20 protein-coding genes and 1 riboswitch are annotated in these 24,456 nt (G+C 34.3%); of the genes, 19 read left to right on the top strand and 1 reads right to left on the bottom strand.

What is annotated here, in order from left to right:
• Nucleotides 1-84: 84 nt before the first annotated feature.
• From AC1RRQ_RS06125 to AC1RRQ_RS06075, 11 genes are all read left to right on the top strand, one after another.
• A complete protein-coding gene (locus tag AC1RRQ_RS06125; protein ID WP_493022130.1) occupies nucleotides 85-2,931 on the top strand; it encodes a TonB-dependent receptor plug domain-containing protein in 2,847 nt (948 codons plus the stop codon).
• Nucleotides 2,932-3,541: 610 nt separating this feature from the next.
• On the top strand, nucleotides 3,542-3,730 hold the full coding sequence (locus tag AC1RRQ_RS06120; protein ID WP_493022129.1) for a hypothetical protein: 189 nt from the start codon (nucleotides 3,542-3,544) through the stop codon (nucleotides 3,728-3,730).
• Between the two features lie 73 nt (nucleotides 3,731-3,803).
• Nucleotides 3,804-5,108 (top strand): O-acetylhomoserine aminocarboxypropyltransferase/cysteine synthase family protein, encoded by a 1,305-nt coding sequence (locus AC1RRQ_RS06115; protein ID WP_493022128.1) that lies wholly within the window; start codon nucleotides 3,804-3,806, stop codon nucleotides 5,106-5,108.
• A 94-nt stretch (nucleotides 5,109-5,202) separates the two neighbouring features.
• A complete protein-coding gene (locus tag AC1RRQ_RS06110; protein ID WP_493022127.1) occupies nucleotides 5,203-6,291 on the top strand; it encodes a homoserine dehydrogenase family protein in 1,089 nt (362 codons plus the stop codon).
• A gap of 549 nt (nucleotides 6,292-6,840) precedes the next feature.
• Entirely contained in the window at nucleotides 6,841-7,032 is a 192-nt protein-coding gene (locus AC1RRQ_RS06105) for a hypothetical protein (protein WP_493022126.1), read from the top strand.
• A 190-nt stretch (nucleotides 7,033-7,222) separates the two neighbouring features.
• A riboswitch (SAM riboswitch) is annotated at nucleotides 7,223-7,331 on the top strand.
• Nucleotides 7,332-7,407: 76 nt separating this feature from the next.
• Nucleotides 7,408-8,391: an alpha/beta fold hydrolase gene (locus AC1RRQ_RS06100; RefSeq protein ID WP_493022125.1), complete on the top strand. Its 984-nt coding sequence runs from the start codon at nucleotides 7,408-7,410 to the stop codon at nucleotides 8,389-8,391.
• A gap of 1 nt (nucleotide 8,392) precedes the next feature.
• On the top strand, nucleotides 8,393-10,807 hold the full coding sequence (gene thrA, locus AC1RRQ_RS06095) for a bifunctional aspartate kinase/homoserine dehydrogenase I (protein WP_493022124.1): 2,415 nt from the start codon (nucleotides 8,393-8,395) through the stop codon (nucleotides 10,805-10,807).
• A 129-nt stretch (nucleotides 10,808-10,936) separates the two neighbouring features.
• Nucleotides 10,937-11,374 (top strand): OsmC family protein, encoded by a 438-nt coding sequence (locus AC1RRQ_RS06090; RefSeq protein WP_493022123.1) that lies wholly within the window; start codon nucleotides 10,937-10,939, stop codon nucleotides 11,372-11,374.
• A gap of 164 nt (nucleotides 11,375-11,538) precedes the next feature.
• A complete protein-coding gene (locus AC1RRQ_RS06085; protein ID WP_493022122.1) occupies nucleotides 11,539-12,711 on the top strand; it encodes a trans-sulfuration enzyme family protein in 1,173 nt (390 codons plus the stop codon).
• Nucleotides 12,712-12,863: 152 nt separating this feature from the next.
• A complete protein-coding gene (locus AC1RRQ_RS06080) occupies nucleotides 12,864-13,367 on the top strand; it encodes an RDD family protein (protein WP_493022121.1) in 504 nt (167 codons plus the stop codon).
• Nucleotides 13,368-13,513: 146 nt separating this feature from the next.
• Entirely contained in the window at nucleotides 13,514-13,924 is a 411-nt protein-coding gene (locus AC1RRQ_RS06075; protein ID WP_012023576.1) for an RrF2 family transcriptional regulator, read from the top strand.
• A gap of 64 nt (nucleotides 13,925-13,988) precedes the next feature.
• On the opposite strand, the gene AC1RRQ_RS06070 is transcribed toward AC1RRQ_RS06075, so the two are convergent.
• The gene (locus AC1RRQ_RS06070) at nucleotides 13,989-14,771 is read right to left on the bottom strand and encodes a sulfite exporter TauE/SafE family protein (RefSeq protein WP_493022120.1); all 783 of its coding nucleotides are present in this window, start codon (nucleotides 14,769-14,771) and stop codon (nucleotides 13,989-13,991) included.
• Nucleotides 14,772-15,079: 308 nt separating this feature from the next.
• Between AC1RRQ_RS06070 and AC1RRQ_RS06065 the strand changes: the two genes are divergently transcribed.
• The 8 genes from AC1RRQ_RS06065 (at nucleotide 15,080) to AC1RRQ_RS06030 (ending at nucleotide 24,019) form a co-directional block, all read left to right on the top strand.
• Nucleotides 15,080-15,982 carry a sulfite exporter TauE/SafE family protein gene (locus AC1RRQ_RS06065; protein WP_493022119.1) on the top strand — a complete coding sequence of 301 codons (903 nt, stop codon included), beginning with the start codon at nucleotides 15,080-15,082 and terminating at the stop codon, nucleotides 15,980-15,982.
• Nucleotides 15,983-16,007: 25 nt separating this feature from the next.
• Nucleotides 16,008-16,718, top strand: coding sequence for a phosphoadenylyl-sulfate reductase (locus tag AC1RRQ_RS06060; protein ID WP_493022118.1), 711 nt, complete (start codon nucleotides 16,008-16,010; stop codon nucleotides 16,716-16,718).
• 241 nt (nucleotides 16,719-16,959) lie between these two features.
• Nucleotides 16,960-17,859, top strand: coding sequence for a sulfate adenylyltransferase subunit CysD (gene cysD, locus AC1RRQ_RS06055; RefSeq protein WP_057117574.1), 900 nt, complete (start codon nucleotides 16,960-16,962; stop codon nucleotides 17,857-17,859).
• A gap of 143 nt (nucleotides 17,860-18,002) precedes the next feature.
• The gene (locus tag AC1RRQ_RS06050; RefSeq protein ID WP_493022117.1) at nucleotides 18,003-19,247 is read left to right on the top strand and encodes a sulfate adenylyltransferase subunit 1; all 1,245 of its coding nucleotides are present in this window, start codon (nucleotides 18,003-18,005) and stop codon (nucleotides 19,245-19,247) included.
• 81 nt (nucleotides 19,248-19,328) lie between these two features.
• A complete protein-coding gene (locus AC1RRQ_RS06045; protein ID WP_493022116.1) occupies nucleotides 19,329-21,419 on the top strand; it encodes a ferredoxin-like domain-containing protein in 2,091 nt (696 codons plus the stop codon).
• Nucleotides 21,412-22,185 carry a uroporphyrinogen-III C-methyltransferase gene (gene cobA / locus AC1RRQ_RS06040; protein ID WP_493022115.1) on the top strand — a complete coding sequence of 258 codons (774 nt, stop codon included), beginning with the start codon at nucleotides 21,412-21,414 and terminating at the stop codon, nucleotides 22,183-22,185. Before AC1RRQ_RS06045 ends, cobA begins: the two co-directional genes overlap by 8 nt.
• A gap of 102 nt (nucleotides 22,186-22,287) precedes the next feature.
• Nucleotides 22,288-22,869: a precorrin-2 dehydrogenase/sirohydrochlorin ferrochelatase family protein gene (locus tag AC1RRQ_RS06035; RefSeq protein WP_493022114.1), complete on the top strand. Its 582-nt coding sequence runs from the start codon at nucleotides 22,288-22,290 to the stop codon at nucleotides 22,867-22,869.
• Nucleotides 22,870-22,966: 97 nt separating this feature from the next.
• Complete coding sequence (locus AC1RRQ_RS06030) at nucleotides 22,967-24,019, top strand: NAD(P)/FAD-dependent oxidoreductase (protein WP_493022113.1); 1,053 nt, start codon at nucleotides 22,967-22,969, stop codon at nucleotides 24,017-24,019.
• Nucleotides 24,020-24,456 lie beyond the last annotated feature (437 nt).

Genomic DNA, 24,456 nt, shown 5'->3' with positions numbered 1-24,456 from the left:
AAGCAGAGGTTTTTTTTTGTTCAAAATGAAATAAACTATAAATATTCTTTAAGCCAAAAACCACTAATTAATCACTTAAAAGCAATGAAAAAAAATGTACTAATTGTTTTAGGCCTGCTCACATTTTCAGGTGTTTATGCTCAGGAAAATAAAAAAGAGCAGGATAGTCTAAAAAATAATGAATTATCAGAAGTTACAATTATTGGATCTAGAAGTAAGAATAGAGTAAAAACAGAAGTACCGGTTCCGGTTGATGTTTTTAATATTGCCGATATTACAAAAGGAGCACCGCAAACGAGTGTGACTCAAATTTTAAATTATGTTGCACCTTCTTTTACAAGTAACGCAACATCTACAGCAGATGCAACAGATCACGTTGATCCAGCACAATTAAGAGGATTAGGACCAGATCAGGTTTTGATTCTGGTAAACGGAAAAAGAAGGCATACAAGTGCATTAGTAAACATAAACGGATCGCCGGGAAGAGGATCTGTTGGAACGGACTTAAATGCGATTCCATCTTTTGCAATCGAAAGAATCGAAGTTTTAAGAGACGGTGCTGCTGCACAATACGGTTCAGACGCAATTGCGGGAGTTATTAATATTGTATTGAAAAAAGACGCAAAATACCTTTCAGGAGGAATTCAGTACGGAACCAATTTGTCATCAGGATCTAACAATTTTAAAGGCGGAGCCGATGGACAAACCGTACAAGTCGATTTAAACTACGGAACTTCATTAGGTAAACCGGGAAGTTTCTTAAACGTTACCGGAACAGCCGTTACAAGACAAGCAACAAGCAGAGCCGGAATTAGAAACAATGGTGTTTTTAATGCATACAATGCGGTAGAAAACAGAGCAGCCCAAAACGGAGTTGCCATAAATTCATTGTTCAGTAATATTAATACGACTACAAACTCGGCACAAATCCTTAACTCTTTAAAGCAATATGCGCCACAGGTTAATTATTTTACAACGGCACAGCAAAATGCCATCTCATCTGCAACAACAATTGCACAAATGCAGACAGCGCTTAATTTTGATGTAACAAATAACGAATTAGCCTATAGAGGACAAGAGAGAAGTGACTATAATATGAGTGTTGGTCAGTCAGAACTAGCTTCTGGACAAGCGTATTATAATGCAAAATATCCATTAACAGAAACGACTTCATTGTACTCATTTGGAGGATTATCGTATAGAAATGGTAAATCGTATGCATTCAACAGGCTTCCTAATGGTTCAGGAACTTTTACTCAGGTATATCAAAACGGATTTTTACCAGAAATAGAATCGTCTATATTAGATGCTTCGGCAGCACTTGGAGTTACCACAAATGTATTAGGTTTTGATACCGATTTAAGTACAAATCTTGGAACAAACTCTTTTCAATACGATGTAAACAATACGATTAATGCAACCCTTGGAACAAATTCGGCGTCTAGTTTTGATGCTGGTAAAGTTTCGTTTTTACAAAGCACAACCAATTTAGATTTCAGCCGAAAATTTGATTTTCTGTCTGGTTTAAACGTTGCTTTTGGAGGAGAATTTAGATACGAAAATTATCAGATTAAAGCAGGAGAAGAAGCTTCATACGGATTATATGATGTAAACGGAGCTTTGGTTTCGGGAATTCTGCCAAGTACTTCACCATTAATTGTAACTGATTTCTTTGGAAACAAACGTGGAGCAGGAGCGCAGGGATTTTCAGGTTTCCAGCCTTCAGATGCTAAAGAAAAAGACAGAAAAAGCGGCGCAGCATATATCGACTTAGAATTAAATGCAACCGAAAACTGGCTGATAAATGGAGCTGCTCGTTATGAAAACTATTCAGATTTTGGAAGCACAGTTACCTTTAAATTAGCTTCTCTTTTAAAATTGACAGACAATATCAATTGGAGAATCTCTGGGCAAACAGGATTTAGAGCGCCATCATTACAACAAAAATATTTTGAATCAAGTTCAACTCAGTTTATAAATGGATCACCATATCAGGTAGGTTATTTTACAAATGATTCTCAGGCAGCAAAAAGTATTGGGGTAGAAAATTTAAGACCAGAAAAATCAAAAAGCATCAGTACAGGATTTACATTTAAAATTCCGGAAGCAAATATTACAATTGCAACAGATGCTTATTTTACAAGAATCAACGACAGAATTGTTTTATCAGGACAATACGCAAGACCAACAGATGCGCAGATAAATGCAGCAACGTCGCAGACACAAAAAGACGCCTTGACATTGTTTCAGCAGGCATTTGACTTAAAAGGTGTAGAAAGAGCATCGTTCTGGACAAACGGAATTGACTCAGAAACAAAAGGAATCGATGTGGTAATTTCTCAAAAATATGATGTAATTCAGGATTTCGTGATCAGAAACGATTTGGCATTAAGCTATAACGAAACAAAAAGAGTAGGAGATTTGCATGTACCGCAATCTATTATTGATGCAGGAGGAGATCCTTTTAAATATTCATTCTTTCCGGAGTCAAGCCGTATTTATTTAGAAGAAGCAATCCCTAAATTGAAAGCCAATTTAATGACTACTTTCAGCATCAAGAAATTAGACATTTATTTAAGAAATAGTTATTTCGGAAAAGTTACAGATCCTGGAGCTACAGATGTTAATTTAGATGGATACGCTTCTGTTTACGAACATCCGGAATACAGCGCAAAATTAGTAACCGATTTATCTTTAGGATATCAAATAAACGAACATTTTAGAGCCACAATTGGATTTAATAATATAGGAGATGTTTATCCGGACAGAAATAATCCTTCGACTCCGGCATTTACAAATACAACTCCAACTTTATCTCCGGCACCAAGTACAGACTTAACAAATGCAAATCAGTTTGCCTATTCAAGAGCAGTATCGCAATTTGGATTAAACGGAAGATTTGGTTTCGCGCGTTTAAGTTTTAAATTCTAAAAAAGATAGGCCGCAGATTATACAGATTAAACGGATTGGCACTGATTTTTTTTGCATCAATGTGATTTTTTATACTGATAGTATCGGGATTGAACTTAAATTCTAAAAAAAAATAGGTCACAGATTTTAAGGATTAAACGAATTAGCACTGATTTTTAAAATCAATGTAATCTTTTTAATCTGTGGCTAACCTTTTTCAACCCATGTAAATGGTTTTTATAATACATTAAATAAAAAGAAACCCGTGTCAATCCGTTTAATCCGTAATCCCGATAGCTATCGGGAGTGGGCTGTTTTTTAAAGAGGAAGCCCTTATTTACGGGCCTATAAAAAAATTAGTGTTAAATATCAAAATTTTATTTGGCAGTTAAATAAATAAATATTACATTTACTCTATCAAATTAGTCGAGTTTAAAAAGAATTAAATTTTAAATAGAAATGAAAACAATAGCAAGAAAAAATATGATGTGTTGTAGTATGATGCAAATGTGCATCCAACCTTGCTGTTGCCAAAAGTAAAAGATACAATCTTTGTTATAGTTACACTATAAGCCCTTTTGGTCGCCATCCGAAAGGGCTTTTTTCATTTCAACACTTTAAATTAAACATCATGAAAACACTAAATTCAATAGCGGTAGAATATTTATTGAGAAACGATTCTCAAAAAAATAACAATATATCAGAAGAAACAACAAGAGAAGTAATAAGGATAAATACAGAGCAGAATATCAAAGCTCAGAAATCATTACTATTTCAAATGTATGATCTTGAAGAAGAAGGCGAAGATTTTTTAGCCTAAATCTAAATTAAAATTTCAAAAATCAATTAACAATATATATAAGTATTAACAATACCTAAAAAACTAAGAAATCATGAGTACACACAAATTTGCAACAAACGCATTACACGCAGGACACGACGTAACTAAAAACTCTGGAACAAGAGCAGTGCCAATTTATCAAACATCATCATATGTTTTTAATAACGCAGATCATGCCGCTAATTTATTTGGTCTTGCCGAAGCAGGATTTATTTACACGAGATTAAATAATCCAACAAACGATGTTTTAGAACAACGGCTTGCAGCGCTCGAAGGTGGTATTGGAGCAGTAGTTACAGCATCTGGAGCATCGGCAATTTCAACGACTTTATTGACTTTGTTAAGAGCCGGAGATCATATTGTAGCATCAAATAGTTTGTACGGAGGAACTTATAACCTTTTAAATGTAACATTACCGCGTTTAGGAATTACAACAACATTTGTAGATCCTTCAAATCCTGAAAATTTTACCAAAGCTGCAAAAGAAAATACAAGAGCTTTCTTTGTAGAATCTTTAGGAAATCCAAAATTAGATGTTTTAGACCTAAAAGGAATTTCGGCGCAGGCCAAAGCATTCAAAGTGCCTTTTATAGTAGATAATACAGTTGCGACACCTTATTTATTAAACCCAATTAAATATGGTGCCGATATTGTAATTCATTCACTGACAAAATATATTGCCGGAAACGGAACTTCGTTAGGAGGTGCCATTATCGATGCCGGAAGTTTTGACTGGGCTAACGGAAAATTCCCTGAATTTACAGAACCTTCTGCAGGATATCACGGATTAGTATATCACGAAGCTATAGGAAATGCTGCTTTTATTGCAAAAGCAAGAATCGAAGGATTGCGTGATTTTGGAGCGGCTTTGAGTCCGTTTAATGCTTTCCAGATTATTCAGGGATTAGAAACGCTGCCAATTAGAATTAAAAAACACAGTGAAAATGCTTTGGCTTTAGCCGAATGGTTAGAGAAACAAGATGAGGTAGTCTGGGTAAACTATCCAGGTCTAAAATCAAATAAATATTATGATTTAGCCAAAGAATATCTTCCGGAAGGACAAAGTGGTATTATCACTTTTGGATTAAAAGGAGGTTTTGACGCCGCTAAAAAAGTGGTAGATGAAACGAAATTGTTTTCTCTGCTGGCTAATATTGGCGATACTAAATCGCTGATCATTCACCCTGCAAGTACCACGCACCAGCAATTGTCTGAAGAAGATCAATTGTCAACGGGAGTATCGAAAGATTTAGTCCGACTTTCTGTTGGAATAGAAGATGTTGAAGATTTAATTGCCGATTTGAAAGCGGTTTTTGAAAACGTTGCGCAATCGCAATACAGCATCAATAAGAATTAGGTTTTTTTGTTTTTTGTTTGAAAAATTGCCTTTAGCAGCGTGAGTTCTGCTAGAGGTGATTTTTTATTAAAAAATCCACCATAAATTTAAAATTATGTCAAAGCTTAAAATAAATATTATTCTATTTGGAATAGGAAATATAGGAAGCACATTAATCAATCAGATTATAGAAAGTCAGGAGTTTTTTCTGCAAAGTAAAAATGTCGATTTTCATTTTCCCATCATTACCAATTCTACAGTAGCTTTTTTCGAGAAAGAAGGCGTAGGATATGCTTGGGAAACCAATTTTAGAGAATTGGCCGTTCCTTTTAGAGTCGAAGATATTATTGAATTTGCAAAAGAAAACGAATTCGAAAATCTTATTGCAGTTGATGCAACAGCAAGCGATGAGTTAATTGGACATTACAATACCTTAATCGAAAACGGATTTAATATTGTTGCCGTAAATAAAAAAGCCAATACACTGCCAATAGACCTTTATAAGCAGTTAAGAGAAAATCTTAAGAAATACGACAAAGAGTTTTTGTATGAAACATCGGTTGATACAGGATTTCCGGTTTTACAGACTTTAAGAGATTTATATTATTCAGGAGAAAAAATAACAAAAATTAGAGGCGTATTTTCAGATAACCTCAGTTATGTCTTTAATCGTTTTTCTTCCGAAGAAAATACATTTTCGGCTGTTTTAAAAGATGCCAGCCTGCTCGGCTTAATGCGATCTACTTTTAAAGAAGATTTATCAGGAAATGATACCGCAAGAAAACTGTTGATTTTAACTCGTGAAATTGGTAAAGAATTTGAGTTTTCAGACATTAAAATCAATTCGCTTATAGGAGAAGAGCATTTAGAGAAAAACGGAATTCTGAATAAAGAGGCCATAGACAGATCTTTTAAGATTGCCAAAATAACTCAAAAAGACAATCACGTTTTGCGATATATAGGAGAATTTGATGTAGAGAAAAACACTTTAGAAGTAAAATTAGTTTCAGAACCCATAACTTCGGCAATAGGACAATTAAAAGGTTCCGATTCTATTTTTGAAATTTATACCCAGTCGTATGCCAATACGCCAATTGTGCTTCAAAGTGCTTCGCCATGCAAGCAGGCAATTTCAAGAGGCTTAATAACCGATATTTTGAAAGTTGCCGAAAAAATAAAAAATAAAGAAGCCGTCTGGCTGTAGTGTTTTCGATATTAGCGAGTAGTTCTTTGATAGATTGAAACAGAAAAGTTAGTTAAATTTTTGTAAGACAAAACTTTCTTTATCTCAATTCTTAATTTTGTAAGATGTTTTTTAACGTTAAAATACTGTTTTTTAACGTTTTTTAAGAAAAAATGCGCTTTTATAACTTGCGAATCTGAAAAAATATTCGCACATTTGTAAGGCAAGTAAGGTATGTTAAAAACAGCCCGTTAATTGTTAAAATAATTAAACGCTTTTTAGATAATTAATCAGATCAAAAAAGCTCATAAAAAAAACTAAATGCAAGATTTTTTTAAAATAACAGTCAAAACGCAAATGAATAAGTCCCTACAGATGAACAAGATGTTTAATGTCGCACATATTTGTGTACGCGTCTGTTGATACTAAAAGTATATATAAGTTCTATAAAAACTTAAACCCTTTTGGTATTAAAAACCCAAAAGGGTTTTTTTATTCCATTTAGCTTGCATAACAAAGAATTAAAGAAATAATAAAGATTAAAATATAACTAACATAAACTTAAACATCATGAGCACAATTAACTACTTAAGAAAAAAACTTTTCAGAAGCAAAATCGAAAGAAATAATCCCCCGCCAGTAAACGAGTTAATCCACCCAAGTTTCGGAATAACTGAAACAGATAAAAAAGCGGAGAAAAAAGCACCAAATTCATTATTGTTTTTGATGTATTCAAAAGAAAATGAAACCCTTTTCATCTAACTTGAAAAGCACTCATAAATTAGGTTAAAAACCTGCTTAAATTTACTGGGCAATTTGTTCGGTAATTTTTTGCGTACAATAGTTTCTGATTGAAGTATGTTTAAGAAATTGAGCAATCAGTTTCGATAAAATTTGTTAGTTTAAGAAATTAGTAGTTAATTTGCACCGTTAAGTTCAAACACGTATTGAAATGTTATAAAGAAAGGACGAGGGATTAGACCCGATGAATCCTTAGCAACCCTTCGTTAAATCGAAGAAGGTGCTGCATTCTACCACGCCCAAACGTGGAAAGATAACAACAAGAATTTTTCTAGTTTCAACTCTAGACTTTCTTTCTAATATTTCCACACAAATCAAAATTAAAAAGATTTGAAATTGGAAAATATACCAAGTCCCATCCTAATACAAGATTTCATCACCGAAAGTGGTGCACTATATCCGTCGTTACCGTTAAGTTTTACACTTTCTGGTCTTCCTTTGCATACCGCTCCAATTGTTTTGGTTAATCATGCCCTGACAGGAAATGCCGATGTTACCGGCGAAAACGGCTGGTGGAGCGATTTAATTGGAGATGATAAAACAATAGATACCGGCAAGTATACGGTTCTGGCATTTAATGTTCCCGGAAACGGAACAGATTCTTTTATAATCGAAAACTATCAGGATTTTACAACCAGAGACATTGCGAGAATTTTCATCAAAGGATTAAAAGCCTTAAACATAGAACAGGTATTTGCCATAATTGGCGGTTCTGTCGGCGGCGGTATTGCCTGGGAAATTTTGGCATTGGAACCCAACATTACCGAAAATCTAATTCCTATTGCAACTGATTGGAAATCGACTGACTGGATGATTGCTAACTGCTATCTGCAGGAACAAATTTTAAACAATTCGTCTAAACCAATCGAAGATGCGAGAATTCACGCTATGCTGTGTTACCGTTCTCCGGAATCATTCAAAGAAAAATTTCAACGCACCATCAACCAGGATCTTTTGATTTTTAATATTGAAAGCTGGCTGGCGCATCACGGCAAAAAACTGCAGAAACGTTATCAATTAGCATCTTATAAATTGATGAACCAACTGCTTAAAACCATAGATATTACCAGAAATAGCGAGGATTTCGAGGCTTTAATATCCAAAACAAACGCAGCGATTCATATCGTGGCAATCAATTCAGATTTATTTTTTACACCAAAAGAAAATCTGGAAACTTACAATGAATTAAAGAAATTTAAAAACAATGTTTTTTACAGCGAAATAGATTCGGTTCACGGACATGACGCTTTTTTAATCGAGTACAAACAATTAGATCATTTACTTGCCGATATTTTTAAGGCAGAAACAATAGCAAAATAAAATGAAAATATTAAAATTTGGAGGTAAATCATTATCAAACGGAGAAGGACTTAACAAAGTAGTTTCGATCATTTCTGATAAAGTAAATCAAGGCGAAAAAATTGCCGTAGTCGTTTCTGCCCGTGGAAATGCAACAGATGAATTAGAAGATATTTTAAGAATTGCGGCTAAAAACGGAAACTACAAACCGTTGTTAGAAAGCTTTAAAGCCTATCAGATTTCAGATTTTCCTCAAGTTGATCTATCTGAAGAATTTAATATTTTAGATAAACTTTTTGAAGGTGTAAGTCTTATTGGCGATTACAGCAATAAAATTAAAGATCAGATTTTGTCTAAAGGCGAATTGCTTTCGGCTAAATTATTGACTTCAATTTTAGTTGGAAAAGGAATTCCCGCCAATTTTGTAGATACAAGAGAGTTATTAAAAACCGATTCGAAATTTGGAGACGCACAGCCTTTAGAACAATTGTCTAAGAAAAACGTAATCAATTATTTCAAATTACATAACGGAGAAACGGTAAATATCGTTACTGGTTTCATTGGTTCAAATAATAACAACGACACCACAACTTTAGGAAGAAACGGAAGTAATTACACGGCTTCGTTAATTGCTAATTATTTAGATGCCGAAGAACTTCAAAATTTTACACACGTTGACGGAATCTACACGGCAAATCCTGATTTAGTAGCCGATGCTAAAAAAATCGAATACCTGTCGTTTAATGAAGCGAATGAATTAGCCAATTTTGGAGCAACAATTCTGCACGCTAAAACGATTATTCCGTTGTTAGAAAAAAACATTCCGCTTCGTATTTTAAATACATTCAATCACGAAAACCACGGAACTTTAATCACTTCAAATTCGGCTAAAGAAGGAATCAAAACACTTTCTGTTTTAGAAAATGTGTCTTTGGTAAATCTGGAAGGACGCGGATTACTTGGGAAATCAGGAGTAGATGCCCGAATTTTTAAAGTAATGGGCGATCATAACATCAGCGTAAGCATCATTTCTCAAGGTTCTTCAGAAAGAGGAATTGGATTGGTTGTGGCCAAAGATAAAGCAACGCTTGCAATGGTTGAATTAGAAAAAGAGTTCGAAAACGACTTTTATTCTAAAGATGTAAACCAGATTACAGTAACAGATAATGTGTCTGTAATTTCAATTATCGGTCAGGATTTAAGTACTTTCCATAAACCTTATACAGCATTAATTAAAAATAAAATAGTTCCAATATTATTCAACAATACAGTTACGGGTAAAAACGTGAGTTTGGTTGTGAAAAAAGAAGAACTAAACAAAGCTTTAAACGTAATTCACGGAGAGATTTTTGGAGTTTCTAAAAAAATCAACATCGCTATTTTCGGTCACGGATTAGTGGGAGGAACGTTGATTAACCAAATTTTAGAATCGGCTTCTGCAATTGAAAAACGTAAAGATGTTAAGCTGAATGTTTTTGCGATTGCCAATTCTAAAAAATTGCTTTTAAATAAAAACGGCGTAACTTCAAACTGGAAAACAGATATTGAATCTAAAGGGGAGTCTTACACAATAAAAGACATTATCGCTTATGCAAATGAATATCATTTAGAGAATTTAATTGCAATTGATAATACAGCAAGTGCTGCTTTTGTAGAAAATTATATTCCGCTTGTAGAAAGCAGTTTCGATTTAATTTCGTCAAATAAAGTTGCCAATACATTAAGTTATGGTTTCTATAAAGAATTGAGAAAAGCTTTAGCAGAAAATCAAAAGAATTATTTATACGAAACCAATGTTGGTGCGGGATTACCTTTAATTGATACGATTAAGTTACTGCATCTTTCTGGTGAAAACATCACAAAAATAAAAGGAGTATTTTCGGGAACATTAAGCTATTTATTCAATAATTTCTCTGCAAAAGATGCTCCGTTCAGCGAAATTCTGCAGGAAGCAATTGATAATGGATATACAGAACCAGACCCGCGTGAGGATTTATGCGGAAATGATGTGGGAAGAAAATTATTGATTTTGGCAAGAGAATTAGATTTACAAAATGAGTTTGAAGAAATCTCTATTCAAAACCTAATTCCGGAACATTTACGCGAAGGAAACGTTGCCGATTTCTTAACCAAATTAAAAGAATTCGACCCAATTTACGATAAAATAAAAGCAGACCAAAAACCAAATCATGTATTAAGATACATTGGCGAATTGTCTGGTGATTTGCAAAATGACAAAGGAGATCTAGAAGTAAAATTAGTTTCGGTACCTTCAGATACAGCTTTAGGCGGTTTAAAAGGTTCTGATTCTTTCTTCGAAATTTACACAGAATCTTACGGAGATCGTCCAATTGTTATTCAAGGAGCTGGTGCAGGTTCTGCGGTAACAGCAAGAGGAGTTTTTGGAGATATTTTGAGATTGTCAGATAAAGGATAAAAAGTCTAGTTGTCCTTGCGAGGAACGAAGCAATCACATTTGCAAAATCAAGCTTTGTGTAATTGTTAGTGAGGTTGCTTCGTTCCTCGCAATGACAAGAATAAAAAAAAAACAAAAAACAACAATACAATGAAAGTAACTTTGAACAGAGTAAATGACGCTTTTCATTTTAAACTTAAAAATGAACGCGGCCATATAGTTGACGTTGACAGCAGAGCTGAATTTGGCGGAAGCGATTTAGGCGCAAGTCCAATGGAATTGGTTTTAATGGGCGTTGCAGGATGCAGTGCAATTGATATGATTTCGATCTTAAAGAAACAGCGTCAGGAAATCACTTCGTTTAATGCTGAGGTAGAAGGAGAGCGCGTAAAAGTGGGTGAAGCAACACCTTTTAAAGAAATAAATGTGGTTTTTTATTTAGAAGGCGATATTAATTCAGAAAAAGCACAGCGTGCCGCACAGCTTTCTTTCGAGAAATACTGCTCTGTTTCTAAAACAATCGAACCAACAGCTACAATAAACTACAAAGTGGTTTTAAACAACGAAGAATTAGAAAAAGTAAATTAATCAATTTGAGCATTAGATAATTTGGAAATTAGCCAATTAGATAATGCTTGAATTGGTAAATGATTATACTCGTTTTAGTTAAGATTTTAAGTTTTGTTTTTGTTTATACAAAAACTTGAAACCTGAAACTCTGAAACAAAAAACACAAAACAAAAAACAACACAATGAACACAGAAGAATTTGGTTTTGAAACACAAGCCATAAGAACACAATTAGAAAGATCTCAATATCTGGAACACTCGGTGCCTTTGTACCTATCGTCAAGCTTTGTTTTTGAAGATGCCGAAGATATGAGAGCTTCTTTTACAGAAGAAAAAGAAAGAAACATTTACAGCCGTTTCAGCAATCCAAATACAACCGAATTTGTAGAGAAGATCTGCAAGATGGAAGGAGCTGAAGCTGGTTACGCATTCGCAACTGGAATGGCGGCAGTTTATTCAACATTTGCAGCTTTATTAAATGCTGGAGATCACATTGTTTCTGCAAGCAGCGTTTTTGGTTCAACGCATGCTCTGTTTATGACTTATTTTCCAAAATGGAATATCGAAACATCGTATTTTGAAATCAATAAACCGGAAACGATTGAAAGTTTCATCAAACCAAATACAAAAATATTATACGCAGAATCGCCAACAAATCCTGGTGTAGATGTAATTGATTTGCAATTGTTGGGTGATATCGCTAAAAAACACAATCTGATTTTAATTATCGATAACTGTTTTGCAACGCCTTATTTACAGCAGCCAATTAAATTTGGAGCTCATTTAGTAGTGCATTCAGCAACAAAATTAATCGACGGACAAGGACGTGTTTTAGGCGGTGTAACCGTTGGAAGCGAAGATTTAATCAGACAGATTTATTTGTTTTCAAGAAATACAGGTCCGGCTTTATCGCCGTTTAATGCTTGGGTTTTGTCAAAAAGTTTAGAGACTTTGGCAATTCGCGTTGAAAAACATTGCGAAAATGCATTAAAAGTAGCGGAATTTTTAGAAGCGCATCCAAATGTAAACAGCGTGAAATATCCGTTCTTGAAATCGCATCCACAATATGAAATTGCCAAAAAACAAATGAAATTAGGCGGTAACATTATTGCTTTTGAAATTAAAGGCGGAATCGAAGCAGGAAGAAAATTCCTGAATTCAATAAAACTTTGTTCGTTATCGGCAAATATTGGCGATACAAGATCAATTGTTACGCATCCGGCTTCTACAACGCACAGCAAATTATCTGAAGCAGATCAATTAGCAGTTGGTATCACACAGGGTTTAGTTCGTGTTTCTGTAGGTTTAGAAACCGTAGAAGATGTTATTGCTGATTTAAAACAAGCGCTTGATTAAATCATTTTAGATTTTCTAAATATATAATGACGATTTTTGACTGTAAATTTATTACTGTTAAAAATCGTCATTCTTTTTGGTGATTGTTTGAGTAAAAAATATATTTTTGTTAGTAGCGAATCAAAACTATTCATAATTAAACCAATCAAATCATGAGCAATTCTACTTACGTTTTAGACGAAACATTATTGGCTTCCACTGGAGCACGTTTTTTAAATTATATAATCGATTTGATCTTTTTTGCGATCATCTTAATTGCAATTGGAGTTTTAATTGGTATCCTTACCGCATTATTTGAGTTAACTGAACTTGGATTATGGGTTGATAATTTAGGAGATTTAGGCTGGAATATTATTGTAATAGTCATATCTATAGTTTATTATACTGTCTTGGAAGGACTATTTGGAAGATCGATAGGTAAGTTTATTACGGGAACTATTGTTGTAGATGAGAATGGAGAAAAACCAACTTTTGGAACTGCTTTTAGAAGAAGTTTGTGCCGTTTAATTCCTTTCGATGCCTTAACTTTTCTAGGCGGTTCAAGAGGCTGGCATGATTCGATTTCGGGTACTTATGTGGTGAATAAAAAAGGATTAGAAGAAAATATAAAAACCTTTCATGAGTTTAATTTAATTGGCGCAAACGAACCAAATTAGTTAAACTATACTGATTTAGTAGAATTTAAAATTGAATCTGTTATTTTTCTCGTTTAAAAAGCTTATTTTTGTTTCAGAAAAATAGGTAGTTTGTTTATCTTAGATAAAATCTAAAATCTGCATTCTAAAATCTAAAATTATAAATAGTGCTTTCAAAGAAAACAAAATACGGAATTAAAGCTCTTACATATTTAGCCAGGAGAGAAAATAACGAACCTGTACAAATTGCCGAAATTGCCAAAAGTGAACATATTTCGATTAAATTTCTGGAAAGTATTTTGTTATTACTTCGTAATTCCGGATTTCTTGGCGCCAAGAAAGGAAAAGGCGGTGGTTATTATTTGATAAAAGATCCAAAAGATATCAGCATGGCAAAAGTCTACCGAATTCTCGAAGGGCCAATTGCATTGCTTCCATGTGCGAGTCATAATTTCTATGAAAAATGCGACGATTGCGATGACGAATCGACTTGTGCTGCAAGACGTTTAATGACCGAAGTTAGAGATAATACACTGAAAATATTAGAAAGTAATTCTTTAGCAGATATTGCTTTTTAAACATTTACTTAAAATAAAAAATGCCCATTTCAATATTTCTGAAATGGGCATTTTTTTTATTTCTTTAAAAAATCAGTTTATATCCTGCCATAAACAACATTACCGCTATCGCATTTCTTAGGAATAAATCAGGTACTTTTCCGCTCAAACTACTCCCAATATAAATTCCTGGAAGCGACCCAAGTAATAATTGCCCTAAAAGCGCTATGTCTAAATTTCCCATAGAGGCGTGTCCAATTCCAGCAACAAGAGTCAAAGGAACAGCATGCGCAATTTCGGTTCCTACCAAACGAGGTGTAGGCAAAAGCGGATAAAGGAAAAACAAAGTCACAGTTCCTAAAGCGCCCGCTCCAATAGAAGTTAAAGTTACCGTAGCGCCTAATAAAACTCCAATTCCAATTGTAAGCATATTTTGAGTAGTGCTTTCGCTATGGAATTTATCTCCCGCATGTTTCTGAGAATATTTTAAAATTTTATTTTTAAATATAATCGCAACCGATGTAAACAATAAAGCCCAGCCTAAACTATATTTAATGACACTATTTATGGTTTCAATATCTGTTTTAATGCTGTTTAATATCCATAAAGTTACTAAGGCTGCTGGTACGCTTCCTAGTGTCAGCCAGCCGGTAATTTTCCAGTTGATGTTTCCCTTTTTATTGTGAACAAATACGCCTCCGGCTTTAGTAAAAGCAGCATAAAGTAAATCTGTTCCAACTGCCGTTGTTGGCGGAATATTAAAATATAATAAAATAGGAGTCATTAAAGAACCACCTCCAACACCTGTCAACCCAACAATAAAACCAACTACTAACCCGGCGATTACAAGACCAATCTGAAAATCCATAAAAAAAGTTTGGCGCTAAAATACGACATTTTTATAATTATCCTATAGATATTGTAGAGATTAAAATATCTAATTAATACGCAAACATTTTAAGCATTTATATTGTTTAAATATCTTTTAAAATCGCATTATTTGTGAAATTAATCTGCCAAAGTTTTAAATATCTCTTTTAGAATGTAATGCATGCGTAATTAGCGCTTTAAAAAAATCGAAATATTGTTTTGATTATTACAAATAAGTAGTATTTTTGCAAAGTAATCTATTAACCCGATAGGGTAATTGGTTTAAAAACAAATTCAATCGCTGATATGGAGAAAGAACTAAAAATAAATAGTGCTGGCTTTAAGTCAGATACATCAATAAAAGAAAAGCTTTGGGTTGTAATTCCTGTTGTTTTATTAGTAGGTTTATTATCAACATTGATTTACAATCACTACACAGAGTTTTCTGTAGAAAGCTTTATTGAGGGATTTAATCAGGAATTTTTAGTGTTTTTTGCTATTGGAGTTTTTGCTCAATTAGTAGACGGCACATTAGGAATGGGTTACGGAGCAACTTCAACGTCATTTTTATTGGCTTATGGAGTTCCGCCAGTTGTAAGCAGTACGGCAGTTCACGTATCTGAAATGTTTACAACCGGAGCATCGGCACTTTCACATCACCGATTTGGGAATATCAACAAAAAACTGGTAAAACATTTATTGATTCCAGGAGTTTTAGGTTCGATAATAGGAGCTTATTTATTGTCGGATGTTATAAATGGAGATATTATCAAACCGTTTATTGCGGTTTACATGATTATTCTGGCAGTTATCATCATTAAAAAAGCACTGAAAAAAAGCATTGTAAAAAAGAAAACTAAAAAATTAGGCGCTTTGGCTATTTTTGGAGGTTTTATGGATTCTGTTGGCGGTGGCGGCTGGGGTCCAATTGTGACGTCAACTTTACTGGGAAGAGGAAGAAACCCTAGATATACAATTGGTTCTGTAAATGCAGCTGAGTTTGCAATTTCGTTTGCAAGTGGTATCACATTTATGCTTTTTGGCGGAATTCATGGATGGCAGGTAATTATAGGATTAATTTTAGGAGGAGTTATAGCAGCGCCATTAGCAGCCTATTTGGTAAATAAATTTAAAAGAAAACCAATGATGGTTGCGGTTGGGATTCTAATTATATTATTGAGTTTAAAAACATTATCTAAATTATTGTAATTCTTTAGATAGGGAGAAAGAGATTATGAGTGCGATTATTATACAAGAATTATTAGATAAAACTAAAGATTTTTCGCTGGATGAAACCTTAGTTTTTTTAGCAGAAGAATATCCGGGAAAAGTAATTTTCTCTACTTCTTTTGGTCAGGAAGATCAGGTAATTACTGATTTTATTGCAAAAAGTAATACTGATATTACCGTTTTTACTTTAGACACAGGAAGGTTATTTCAGGAAACTTACGACGTTTTTCACAAAACATTAAAAAAGTACAAAAGACCTATTGAAGTTTATTTTCCAGAAGCTGCGGCGGTTGAAAATTTACTAAAAACAAAAGGACCAAACAGCTTTTATGATTCGGTAGAAAACAGAAAAGAATGCTGTTTTATTCGAAAAGTAGTGCCGTTAAGAAAAGCTTTGGCAGGAAATTCAGTTTGGATTACAGGATTAAGAGCCGAACAATCAGAAAACAGACAAGACCTACATTTGTTTGAATACGATGGAAACTTCGAAATTATCAAATTCAATCCACTTCTAAAGTGGACTTTAGAAGAAGTTGAAACGTATCTTTCGGAAAATAATGTACCTCAAAATGCATTGCACAAACAAGGTTTCATAAGTATTGGATGCGCACCTTGTACCAGAGCAATTTTCCCGGGAGAAGATATCAGAGCCGGAAGATGGTGGTGGGAATCAAGTCATAAAGAGTGTGGTTTGCATAGCGCTAAGAAAGAGTAGTTAGAAGCAAAAGGCAAGAAAATAGAGAATAGAATAAAGAATATAGATTTAAAGTTCCGAAGGAACGATTCATATTGTAGCACCGGATTTTAATCCGGGGAGAGGTTGGAGAAGAAATTTATATTTTATGGGTTTTAACCCGATGAAGAATAAAGAGAACAGAATAAATAGTGTAAAGTTTTAGAGTAACTCACAATTTAAAATCTAAAACTTGAGGCTAAAAAATATCAAACAAAAAACAATGAGTTCAGTATTAAAAACAAACGCTTTAGAGAGTGAAGCGATATACATTTTCAGAGAAGTAATTTCACAGTTTGACAAACCGGTTTTACTTTTCTCAGGAGGAAAAGATTCTATCACATTAGTGCGTTTAGCGCAAAAAGCATTTTTCCCTGCTAAGATTCCGTTTCCTCTATTACACGTTGATACGGGACATAATTTCCCTGAAACAATCGCTTTCAGAGATAAATTAGTAGAAGAATTAGGTTTAGAGCTAATCGTTCGTAATGTTCAGGATGCTATTGATGAAGGAAAAGTCGTTGAAGAAACTGGAAAATATTCTAGTAGAAACAGCCTGCAGACGACAACACTTTTAGATGCAATTGAAGAATTTAAGTTTGATGCTTGTATTGGAGGTGCGCGTCGTGACGAAGAAAAAGCAAGAGCTAAAGAACGTATTTTCTCTGTTCGTGATGATTTCGGACAATGGGACGAAAAAAATCAAAGACCTGAGTTGTTTGATATTTTGAATGGAAAAATCGAAAATGGACAAAACGTTCGTGTTTTTCCAATTTCAAACTGGACAGAATTAGATGTTTGGAGTTATATCGAAAAAGAACAAATCGAAATTCCATCAATCTATTTTTCACATAAAAGAAAAGTTTTTTTGAGAGACGGTTTAATCTGGTCACATTCTCCTTTTGTGTATCAGGAAGAAGACGAACAAATCGAAGAAAGAATTGTTCGTTTCAGAACCGTTGGAGATATGAGTTGTACTGCTGCCGTTGAATCTTACGCAGCAACAATCGAAGAAGTTGTAGGCGAAATCAGATCATCAACTATTTCTGAAAGAGGAGCCAGAATTGATGATAAACGTTCTGAAGCTGCAATGGAAAAGAGAAAGCAACAAGGATACTTTTAATAATTGTTAATGATGAATTGTTAATTGTAAATGCAATTCAGAAAGTATTAAAAGTTAGAATCAAGAAAAAACAAAAACATACAGATTTATAAGTTTCGAGAGAACATGAAACATGAAACTTTAAACCTGAAACAATATATAAGATGGACGTTTTAAAAATAGCAACAGCAGGAAGTGTAGATGACGGAAAAAGTACTTTGATCGGGAGATTATTGTACGATACAAAATCATTGACGACTGATAAAATAGAAGCAATCGAAAAAAGCAGCAGACAAAAAGGATACGATTATCTTGATTTTTCTTTGGCAACTGATGGATTAGTAGCAGAAAGAGAGCAAGGAATTACGATTGATGTTGCGCACATTTATTTTTCGACTGCAAAGAAAAGTTACATTATCGCCGATACTCCGGGTCACGTAGAATATACAAGAAACATGGTTACAGGAGCTTCGACTTCTCAGGTTTCTATTATTTTAATTGATGCCAGAAAAGGAGTTATTGAGCAGACTTACCGTCACTTTTTTATCAATAATTTATTGAGAGTAAAAGAGGTAATTGTTGCCATTAATAAAATGGATTTAGTTGATTACTCTGAAGAAGTTTTTAATAAAATCAAAGCCGATTTCCAAGCATTAAATGCTAAAAGTACATTCAAAGAGCAAAACGTAAGTTACATTCCGTTAAGTGCAATCAATGGTGGAAACGTAGTTGACAAATCAGAGAATATGCCTTGGTACGACGGACAGACTGTATTGGAACATTTAGAAGGATTACACGCTTCGGATGTTTTTGAAGCAGGAAAAGCACGTTTTCCAGTTCAAACGGTAATTCGTCCAAAAACCGAAGAATACCACGATTTTAGAGGTTACGCCGGAAAATTATACGGAAACTCAATTAAAGTTGGAGACGCTGTAACGGTTCTTCCTTCATTGACAGAATCAAAAGTATCAAAAATTCACTTTTTCGATAAAACATTTGACGAAGCCGTTGCAGGTTCTTCGATCACAATCGAATTAGAAAATGATATCAATGTAACGAGAGGTGACATGATTGTAAAATCATCAGAACTTCCAAAAATTGAAAAAGATATTACCACAACAGTTTGCTGGATGGACAGTAAAAAACTGGTTCCAGGAACTAAATACTTGGTACAGCATAATACAAACAGAGTTTTAGCAAAAGTTGAAAGCATTAAAAATACAATTGCTACGGATTACTCAGGAACGACAGAAGCTTCTCAATTAGCTATTAACGAAATTGGAGAAGTAACGATCAAATTAAGCAAACCGTTATATTTTGATTCATACAACGAAAACAAATCAAACGGAGCTTTTATCTTAATTGATACAGCAACAAACACAACAGCAGGAGTAGGATTCATTCGCTAGTTGATAGTTGATGGTTTTTGGTTGATAGTTATCTGCCAGCAAACCAACAACCAGCAACTGACAACCAACAACTAAAGAGAAATGGAAAGTTTTAGAACAGAAATAGAAAATCCGGTAGTTCAGAAGGAGATTATCGAATTAGAAAAAAAGATTCATTTATTCCGTGGAGGAAAAATTGATGATGAGCGTTTTCGTAGTCTTCGTTTAGCGCGTGGAATCTACGGTCAGCGTCAGGAAGGCGTTCAGATGATTCGTATCAAATTGCCTTACGGTAAAGTGACCAGCGAGCAATTAGTGCGTATCACACAAGTTTCTGATGAATATTCTACAGGACGTTTGCACATAACGACACGTCAGGATATCCAGATTCACTATGTGAGTTTAGACAGAACACCAGAACTTTGGGCAGATTTGGCTAAAGACGATATTACACTTCGTGAAGCTTGTGGAAACACCGTTAGAAATATTACAGGAAGTGAATTAGCAGGTGTAGACGTAAATGAACCATTTGATGTTTCGCCTTATGCACATGGACTTTTTCAATATTTGTTAAGAAACCCAATTTGTCAGGAAATGGGACGTAAATTCAAAATTTCGTTCTCATCTTCAGACGAAGATACCGCTTTGAGTTATTTACATGATTTAGGATTTATTCCGAAAATTAAAGACGGACAAAAAGGTTTCAAAATCATGTTTGGAGGAGGTTTAGGATCTCAGCCAGCACATGCTGAATTGCTTTCAGAGTTTGTTCCGGTAAACGAAATCATTCCAACAGCAGAAGGAATCATCCGTATTTTTGACAGATATGGTGAGCGTGCAAAAAGAATGAAAGCGCGTATGAAATTCTTAATCAAAGAAATGGGAAGAGATGTTTTCCTTGATTTGGTTGAAAAAGAGAAAAAAGCGATCGCTTTTGAAACATACGAAATTGATACTACTGCTTTTGAAGGACCAATCGAAGAACCAGTTTTAAAAGTGCCTCAAGTTACAATTGAAGATACTGCAACTTATGAAGCCTGGAAAAAATCGAATGTAATCAAGCAGAAACAAGACGGTTATTATGCTATTGGAATCAAAGTTTTATTAGGAGATTTTTATACCGATAAAGCCAGATTATTAGCAGCATTAATTAAAAATTACGCAGCAAATGAATTACGTTTTTCATTGCGTCAAAATATTGTAATACGACACGTAAAAGAAGAGAATTTACCTTTCTTTTATCAGGAATTAGCTAAACTGGATTTTGTTCAATTAGGATACAATTCTACAGGAGATATTACGGCATGTCCGGGTACTGATACTTGTAATTTGGGGATTGCAAGTAGTACCGGTATTGCAGAAGAATTAGAAAGAGTATTAACGGCAGAATATCCTCAGTATTTAAACAACCGTGAAATCGAAATTAAAATCTCCGGTTGTATGAATGCCTGCGGACAGCATAATATGTCTGCAATTGGATTCCAGGGAATGTCTATCAACTCAGGAAAACTGGTTGCTCCGGCTTTACAGGTTTTATTAGGCGGAGGAAGATTAGGAAACGGATCAGGACGTTTTGCCGATAAAGTAATTAAAATTCCAAGCCGTAGAGGTCCAGATGCATTGCGTACCATCTTAAATGATTTTGATGCTAATGCAAACGGAGAAAAATTCCTTAATTATTACGATGCAAAAGGAGAGAAATATTTCTATGAAATCTTAAAACCTTTCGCAGATGTTACCAATTTAACAGAAGCGGATTTTGTAGATTGGGGTAATGCAGACAATTACGTAAAAGCAGTTGGAGTTGGAGAATGTGCCGGAGTGGTGATCGATTTGGTTGCTACATTACTGTTTGAAGCAAAAGAAAAATTGTTTTTAGCTCAAGAATCATTCGACGAGAAAAAATGGTCAGATGCCATTTATCATGCTTATGCAGGATTTGTAAATGGTGCTAAAGCATTGTTATTGGCAGAAAACCAAAAAACAAACCATCACGCAGGAATTGTAGACTTGTTTGATACTGTTTTTATTGAAAATAATAAAATCGAATTGAACTCAACTTTTAAAGACTTGGTTTACCAAATCAATAAAAATGAACCATCAGAAGCTTTCGCTAAAGATTACATTGCTCAGGCAGTAGTTTTCTTTGATAAAATTGAAACCTTCAGAGCTCAGGAATTAGAAAATGCTTAATATAAAACCCAAAATAACTTTAGTTGGTGCAGGTCCGGGCGATCCTGATTTACTTACGCTAAAAGCTGTAAAAGCATTGGCTGAAGCAAATGTGGTTTTATACGACGCTTTAGCCAACGAAGAAATTCTGGATTATGCACCAAAAAATGCTATCCGAATTTTTGTTGGAAAAAGAATTGGAAATCATGCTTACACGCAGGATCAAATCAATCAGCTGATTGTAGATAATGCACTGACTTACGGAAACGTAGTAAGATTAAAAGGCGGAGATCCGTTTATTTTTGGAAGAGGCGGCGAAGAAGTTGATTTTGCCGAAAGCTTCGGAATTGAAACCATTGTAGTTCCCGGAATTTCTTCTGTAGTTGCTGTTCCAGCCAATCAAGGAATTTCGATTACAAGACGTGGCGTTTCAGAGAGTTTTTGGGCGATTACAGGAACAACATCTGATAGAAAATTATCTTCGGATATAGCTTTGGCTGCACAATCAAGCGCGACAGTTGTGATTTTGATGGGAATGCACAAATTGCCTCAAATTGTCGATTTGTTTCAAAAAGAAGACAAAGGAAATTTACCCGTTGCGATCATCCAAAACGGAACAACAGCAGAAGAAAAAATAGGGGTAGGAACAGTAAATTCTATTCTAAATATTGTAAAAGAAAAAGAATTAGGTTCTCCAGCCATTATTGTTTTGGGTGAAGTTGTCCGCGAAAGCAATAAATTAAAAGGATTTTACGAAGAATTTCTATCAAAAGAAATCCGGAAGTAAGAAAAACATAGCCTGAGGTTTCAACCTCAGGAAAGTATGAATATTTAATTCGATTATTCATCAAAAAATCATCTAATTTTGTTTGGATGAAATTAAATTAAAATGGAACAAAACGAATTATATCCAATATTTTTAAAGCTTCACAATTTAAATATACTAATTGTAGGCGGAGGAAATGTAGGTCTGGAAAAGCTTTCCTTCTTGCTAAAGTCAAGTCCGAATGCAAATGTTGAGGTAGTAGCAAAAGAATTTCATTTAGAAATTAAAGTTTTGGCAGAGCAACATCCTTCGATAAAATTGACAAGATCGAAGTTTAAAAAGAAAATGCTCAAAAAGCGTCACATGGTAATTGCCTGTACAGACGATTTAAAAGTAAATAAAAAGGTTTACGATTTAGCGAGAAAGCGTTATTTGATTTGCAACATTGCCGATACACCAGATTTATGTGATTATTATTTAGGTGGCATCGTAACAAAAGGAAATGTGAAAATTGCTATTTCAACCAATGGTAAATCGCCTACAACAGCCAAGAGATTACGTGAGTTTTTTGAAGAAGTAATTCCGGAAGATATCAATCAAATGGTTGAGAATCTGAATGAATACAGAAAAACACTCAAAGGCAATTTTGAAGAAAAGGTTAAAAGAATGAACGAGATTACCTCTTCATTAAAAAATAAAGAGTAAAAAAGTTTCGGAGAGAAATAAATGATAAAAATCATTGAAAGTACAAGGATTTATTCGTTTCTTTGCGTTATTAAGAATGATTATAAACAACAACATAATGATTAAAACAGATATACTTATAATTGGAGCAGGACCAACAGGTTTATTTGCCGTTTTCGAGGCAGGATTGTTAAAATTAAAATGCCACATTTTAGATGCACTTCCACAAGCAGGAGGGCAGCTATCAGAGTTATATCCAAAGAAACCCATTTATGATATTCCTGGATTTCCGGAAGTATTAGCCGGAGATTTAATTGATAACCTACAAGAACAAATTAAACAATTTGAGCCAGGTTATACATTAGGAGAACGTGCAGAAACAATCGAAAAGCAAGAAGACGGAACTTTCATTGTAACTTCAAACAAAGGAACAAAATTCCACGCTCCGGTTATTGCAATTGCAGGAGGTTTAGGAAGTTTTGAGCCGCGTAAACCACTTATTGAAGATATCGAGTTTTATGAAGATAAAGGAGTAAAATACTTCATCAAAAATCCTGAAAAATTCAGAGATAAAAGAGTTGTAATTGCAGGAGGAGGAGATTCAGCACTTGACTGGAGTATCTTCTTAGCAAATGTAGCCTCAGAAGTAACTTTAATTCACCGTAGAAACGAATTTAGAGGAGCTTTAGATTCTGTAGAAAAAGTACAGGAATTAAAAACAGCTGGAAAAATTAAATTAATTACACCAGCAGAAGTTATCGGAATTAATGGTGCTGAGCACGTTGAATCATTAGATATCGAAGAAAACGGGGCACACCGTAAAATCGAAACCGATTATTTCATCCCACTTTTCGGATTAACTCCAAAATTAGGTCCAATTGGAGACTGGGGATTAGAAATCGAAAAAAATGCAATCAAAGTAAACAATGCATTAGATTACCAAACTAACATTCCGGGAATCTTTGCTATTGGAGACGTAAACACATATCCAGGAAAATTAAAGTTAATCCTTTGCGGATTCCACGAAGCAACTTTAATGTGCCAGGCAGCTTATCAAATCATCAATCCAGGTAAAAAATATGTATTGAAATATACAACAGTTTCTGGTGTAGACGGTTTCGACGGAACTCGTAAAGAAGCTCCAAAAGCAGTTGTTAAGGCGATTGTTTAATCGAAGGTGCTGAGGTTCTAAGGGACTAAGGTTCTTAGGTTTTTATATAGAAAGCTCAAACTTGACAACAAGTTTGAGCTTTTTTTTAGAAAACATAATAAAACATAGCCAGTGGTTTCAACCACTGGAACGCAACGAATAGACATATCGCTAATCAAGATGCATGATTACAAAAAAAGGATTATCACAATACGTTTCCCGTGGTTGAAACCACGGGCTATATTAAGAAAACAGTTTTGGCTTTTTTATTAATCCCAGCGGGATGAAATATTTATAGAAAGAAATTGTTCGTTTGCAAAAGAGCTCCAGCGGAGCGAAATATATGCCCCTCCGCTGGAGTTTTTGTTTTGTGCACGTTGTTTTTCTATAAATATTATGCTCCTCCGGAGCTAAATCACGTAAAAGAAAAACCTTAGAACCTTAGCACCTAAGTCCCT

It is taken from the genome of Flavobacterium sp. GW821-FHT12A05 (assembly GCF_058807735.1).
This window is presented reverse-complemented; position numbering and strand designations above follow the sequence as displayed.

Bases quoted from the DNA above. Each gene is read 5' to 3' on its own strand.
- AC1RRQ_RS06125 (WP_493022130.1), top strand. From the start codon at position 85: ATGAAAAAAAATGTACTAATTGTTTTAGGCCTGCTCACATTTTCAGGT.
- AC1RRQ_RS06120 (WP_493022129.1), top strand. From the start codon at position 3,542: ATGAAAACACTAAATTCAATAGCGGTAGAATATTTATTGAGAAACGAT.
- AC1RRQ_RS06115 (WP_493022128.1), top strand. From the start codon at position 3,804: ATGAGTACACACAAATTTGCAACAAACGCATTACACGCAGGACACGAC.
- AC1RRQ_RS06110 (WP_493022127.1), top strand. From the start codon at position 5,203: ATGTCAAAGCTTAAAATAAATATTATTCTATTTGGAATAGGAAATATA.
- AC1RRQ_RS06105 (WP_493022126.1), top strand. From the start codon at position 6,841: ATGAGCACAATTAACTACTTAAGAAAAAAACTTTTCAGAAGCAAAATC.
- thrA (WP_493022124.1), top strand. From the start codon at position 8,393: ATGAAAATATTAAAATTTGGAGGTAAATCATTATCAAACGGAGAAGGA.
- AC1RRQ_RS06090 (WP_493022123.1), top strand. From the start codon at position 10,937: ATGAAAGTAACTTTGAACAGAGTAAATGACGCTTTTCATTTTAAACTT.
- AC1RRQ_RS06085 (WP_493022122.1), top strand. From the start codon at position 11,539: ATGAACACAGAAGAATTTGGTTTTGAAACACAAGCCATAAGAACACAA.
- AC1RRQ_RS06080 (WP_493022121.1), top strand. From the start codon at position 12,864: ATGAGCAATTCTACTTACGTTTTAGACGAAACATTATTGGCTTCCACT.
- AC1RRQ_RS06070 (WP_493022120.1), bottom strand. From the start codon at position 14,771: ATGGATTTTCAGATTGGTCTTGTAATCGCCGGGTTAGTAGTTGGTTTT.
- AC1RRQ_RS06065 (WP_493022119.1), top strand. From the start codon at position 15,080: ATGGAGAAAGAACTAAAAATAAATAGTGCTGGCTTTAAGTCAGATACA.
- AC1RRQ_RS06060 (WP_493022118.1), top strand. From the start codon at position 16,008: ATGAGTGCGATTATTATACAAGAATTATTAGATAAAACTAAAGATTTT.
- cysD (WP_057117574.1), top strand. From the start codon at position 16,960: ATGAGTTCAGTATTAAAAACAAACGCTTTAGAGAGTGAAGCGATATAC.
- AC1RRQ_RS06050 (WP_493022117.1), top strand. From the start codon at position 18,003: ATGGACGTTTTAAAAATAGCAACAGCAGGAAGTGTAGATGACGGAAAA.
- AC1RRQ_RS06045 (WP_493022116.1), top strand. From the start codon at position 19,329: ATGGAAAGTTTTAGAACAGAAATAGAAAATCCGGTAGTTCAGAAGGAG.
- cobA (WP_493022115.1), top strand. From the start codon at position 21,412: ATGCTTAATATAAAACCCAAAATAACTTTAGTTGGTGCAGGTCCGGGC.
- AC1RRQ_RS06035 (WP_493022114.1), top strand. From the start codon at position 22,288: ATGGAACAAAACGAATTATATCCAATATTTTTAAAGCTTCACAATTTA.
- AC1RRQ_RS06030 (WP_493022113.1), top strand. From the start codon at position 22,967: ATGATTAAAACAGATATACTTATAATTGGAGCAGGACCAACAGGTTTA.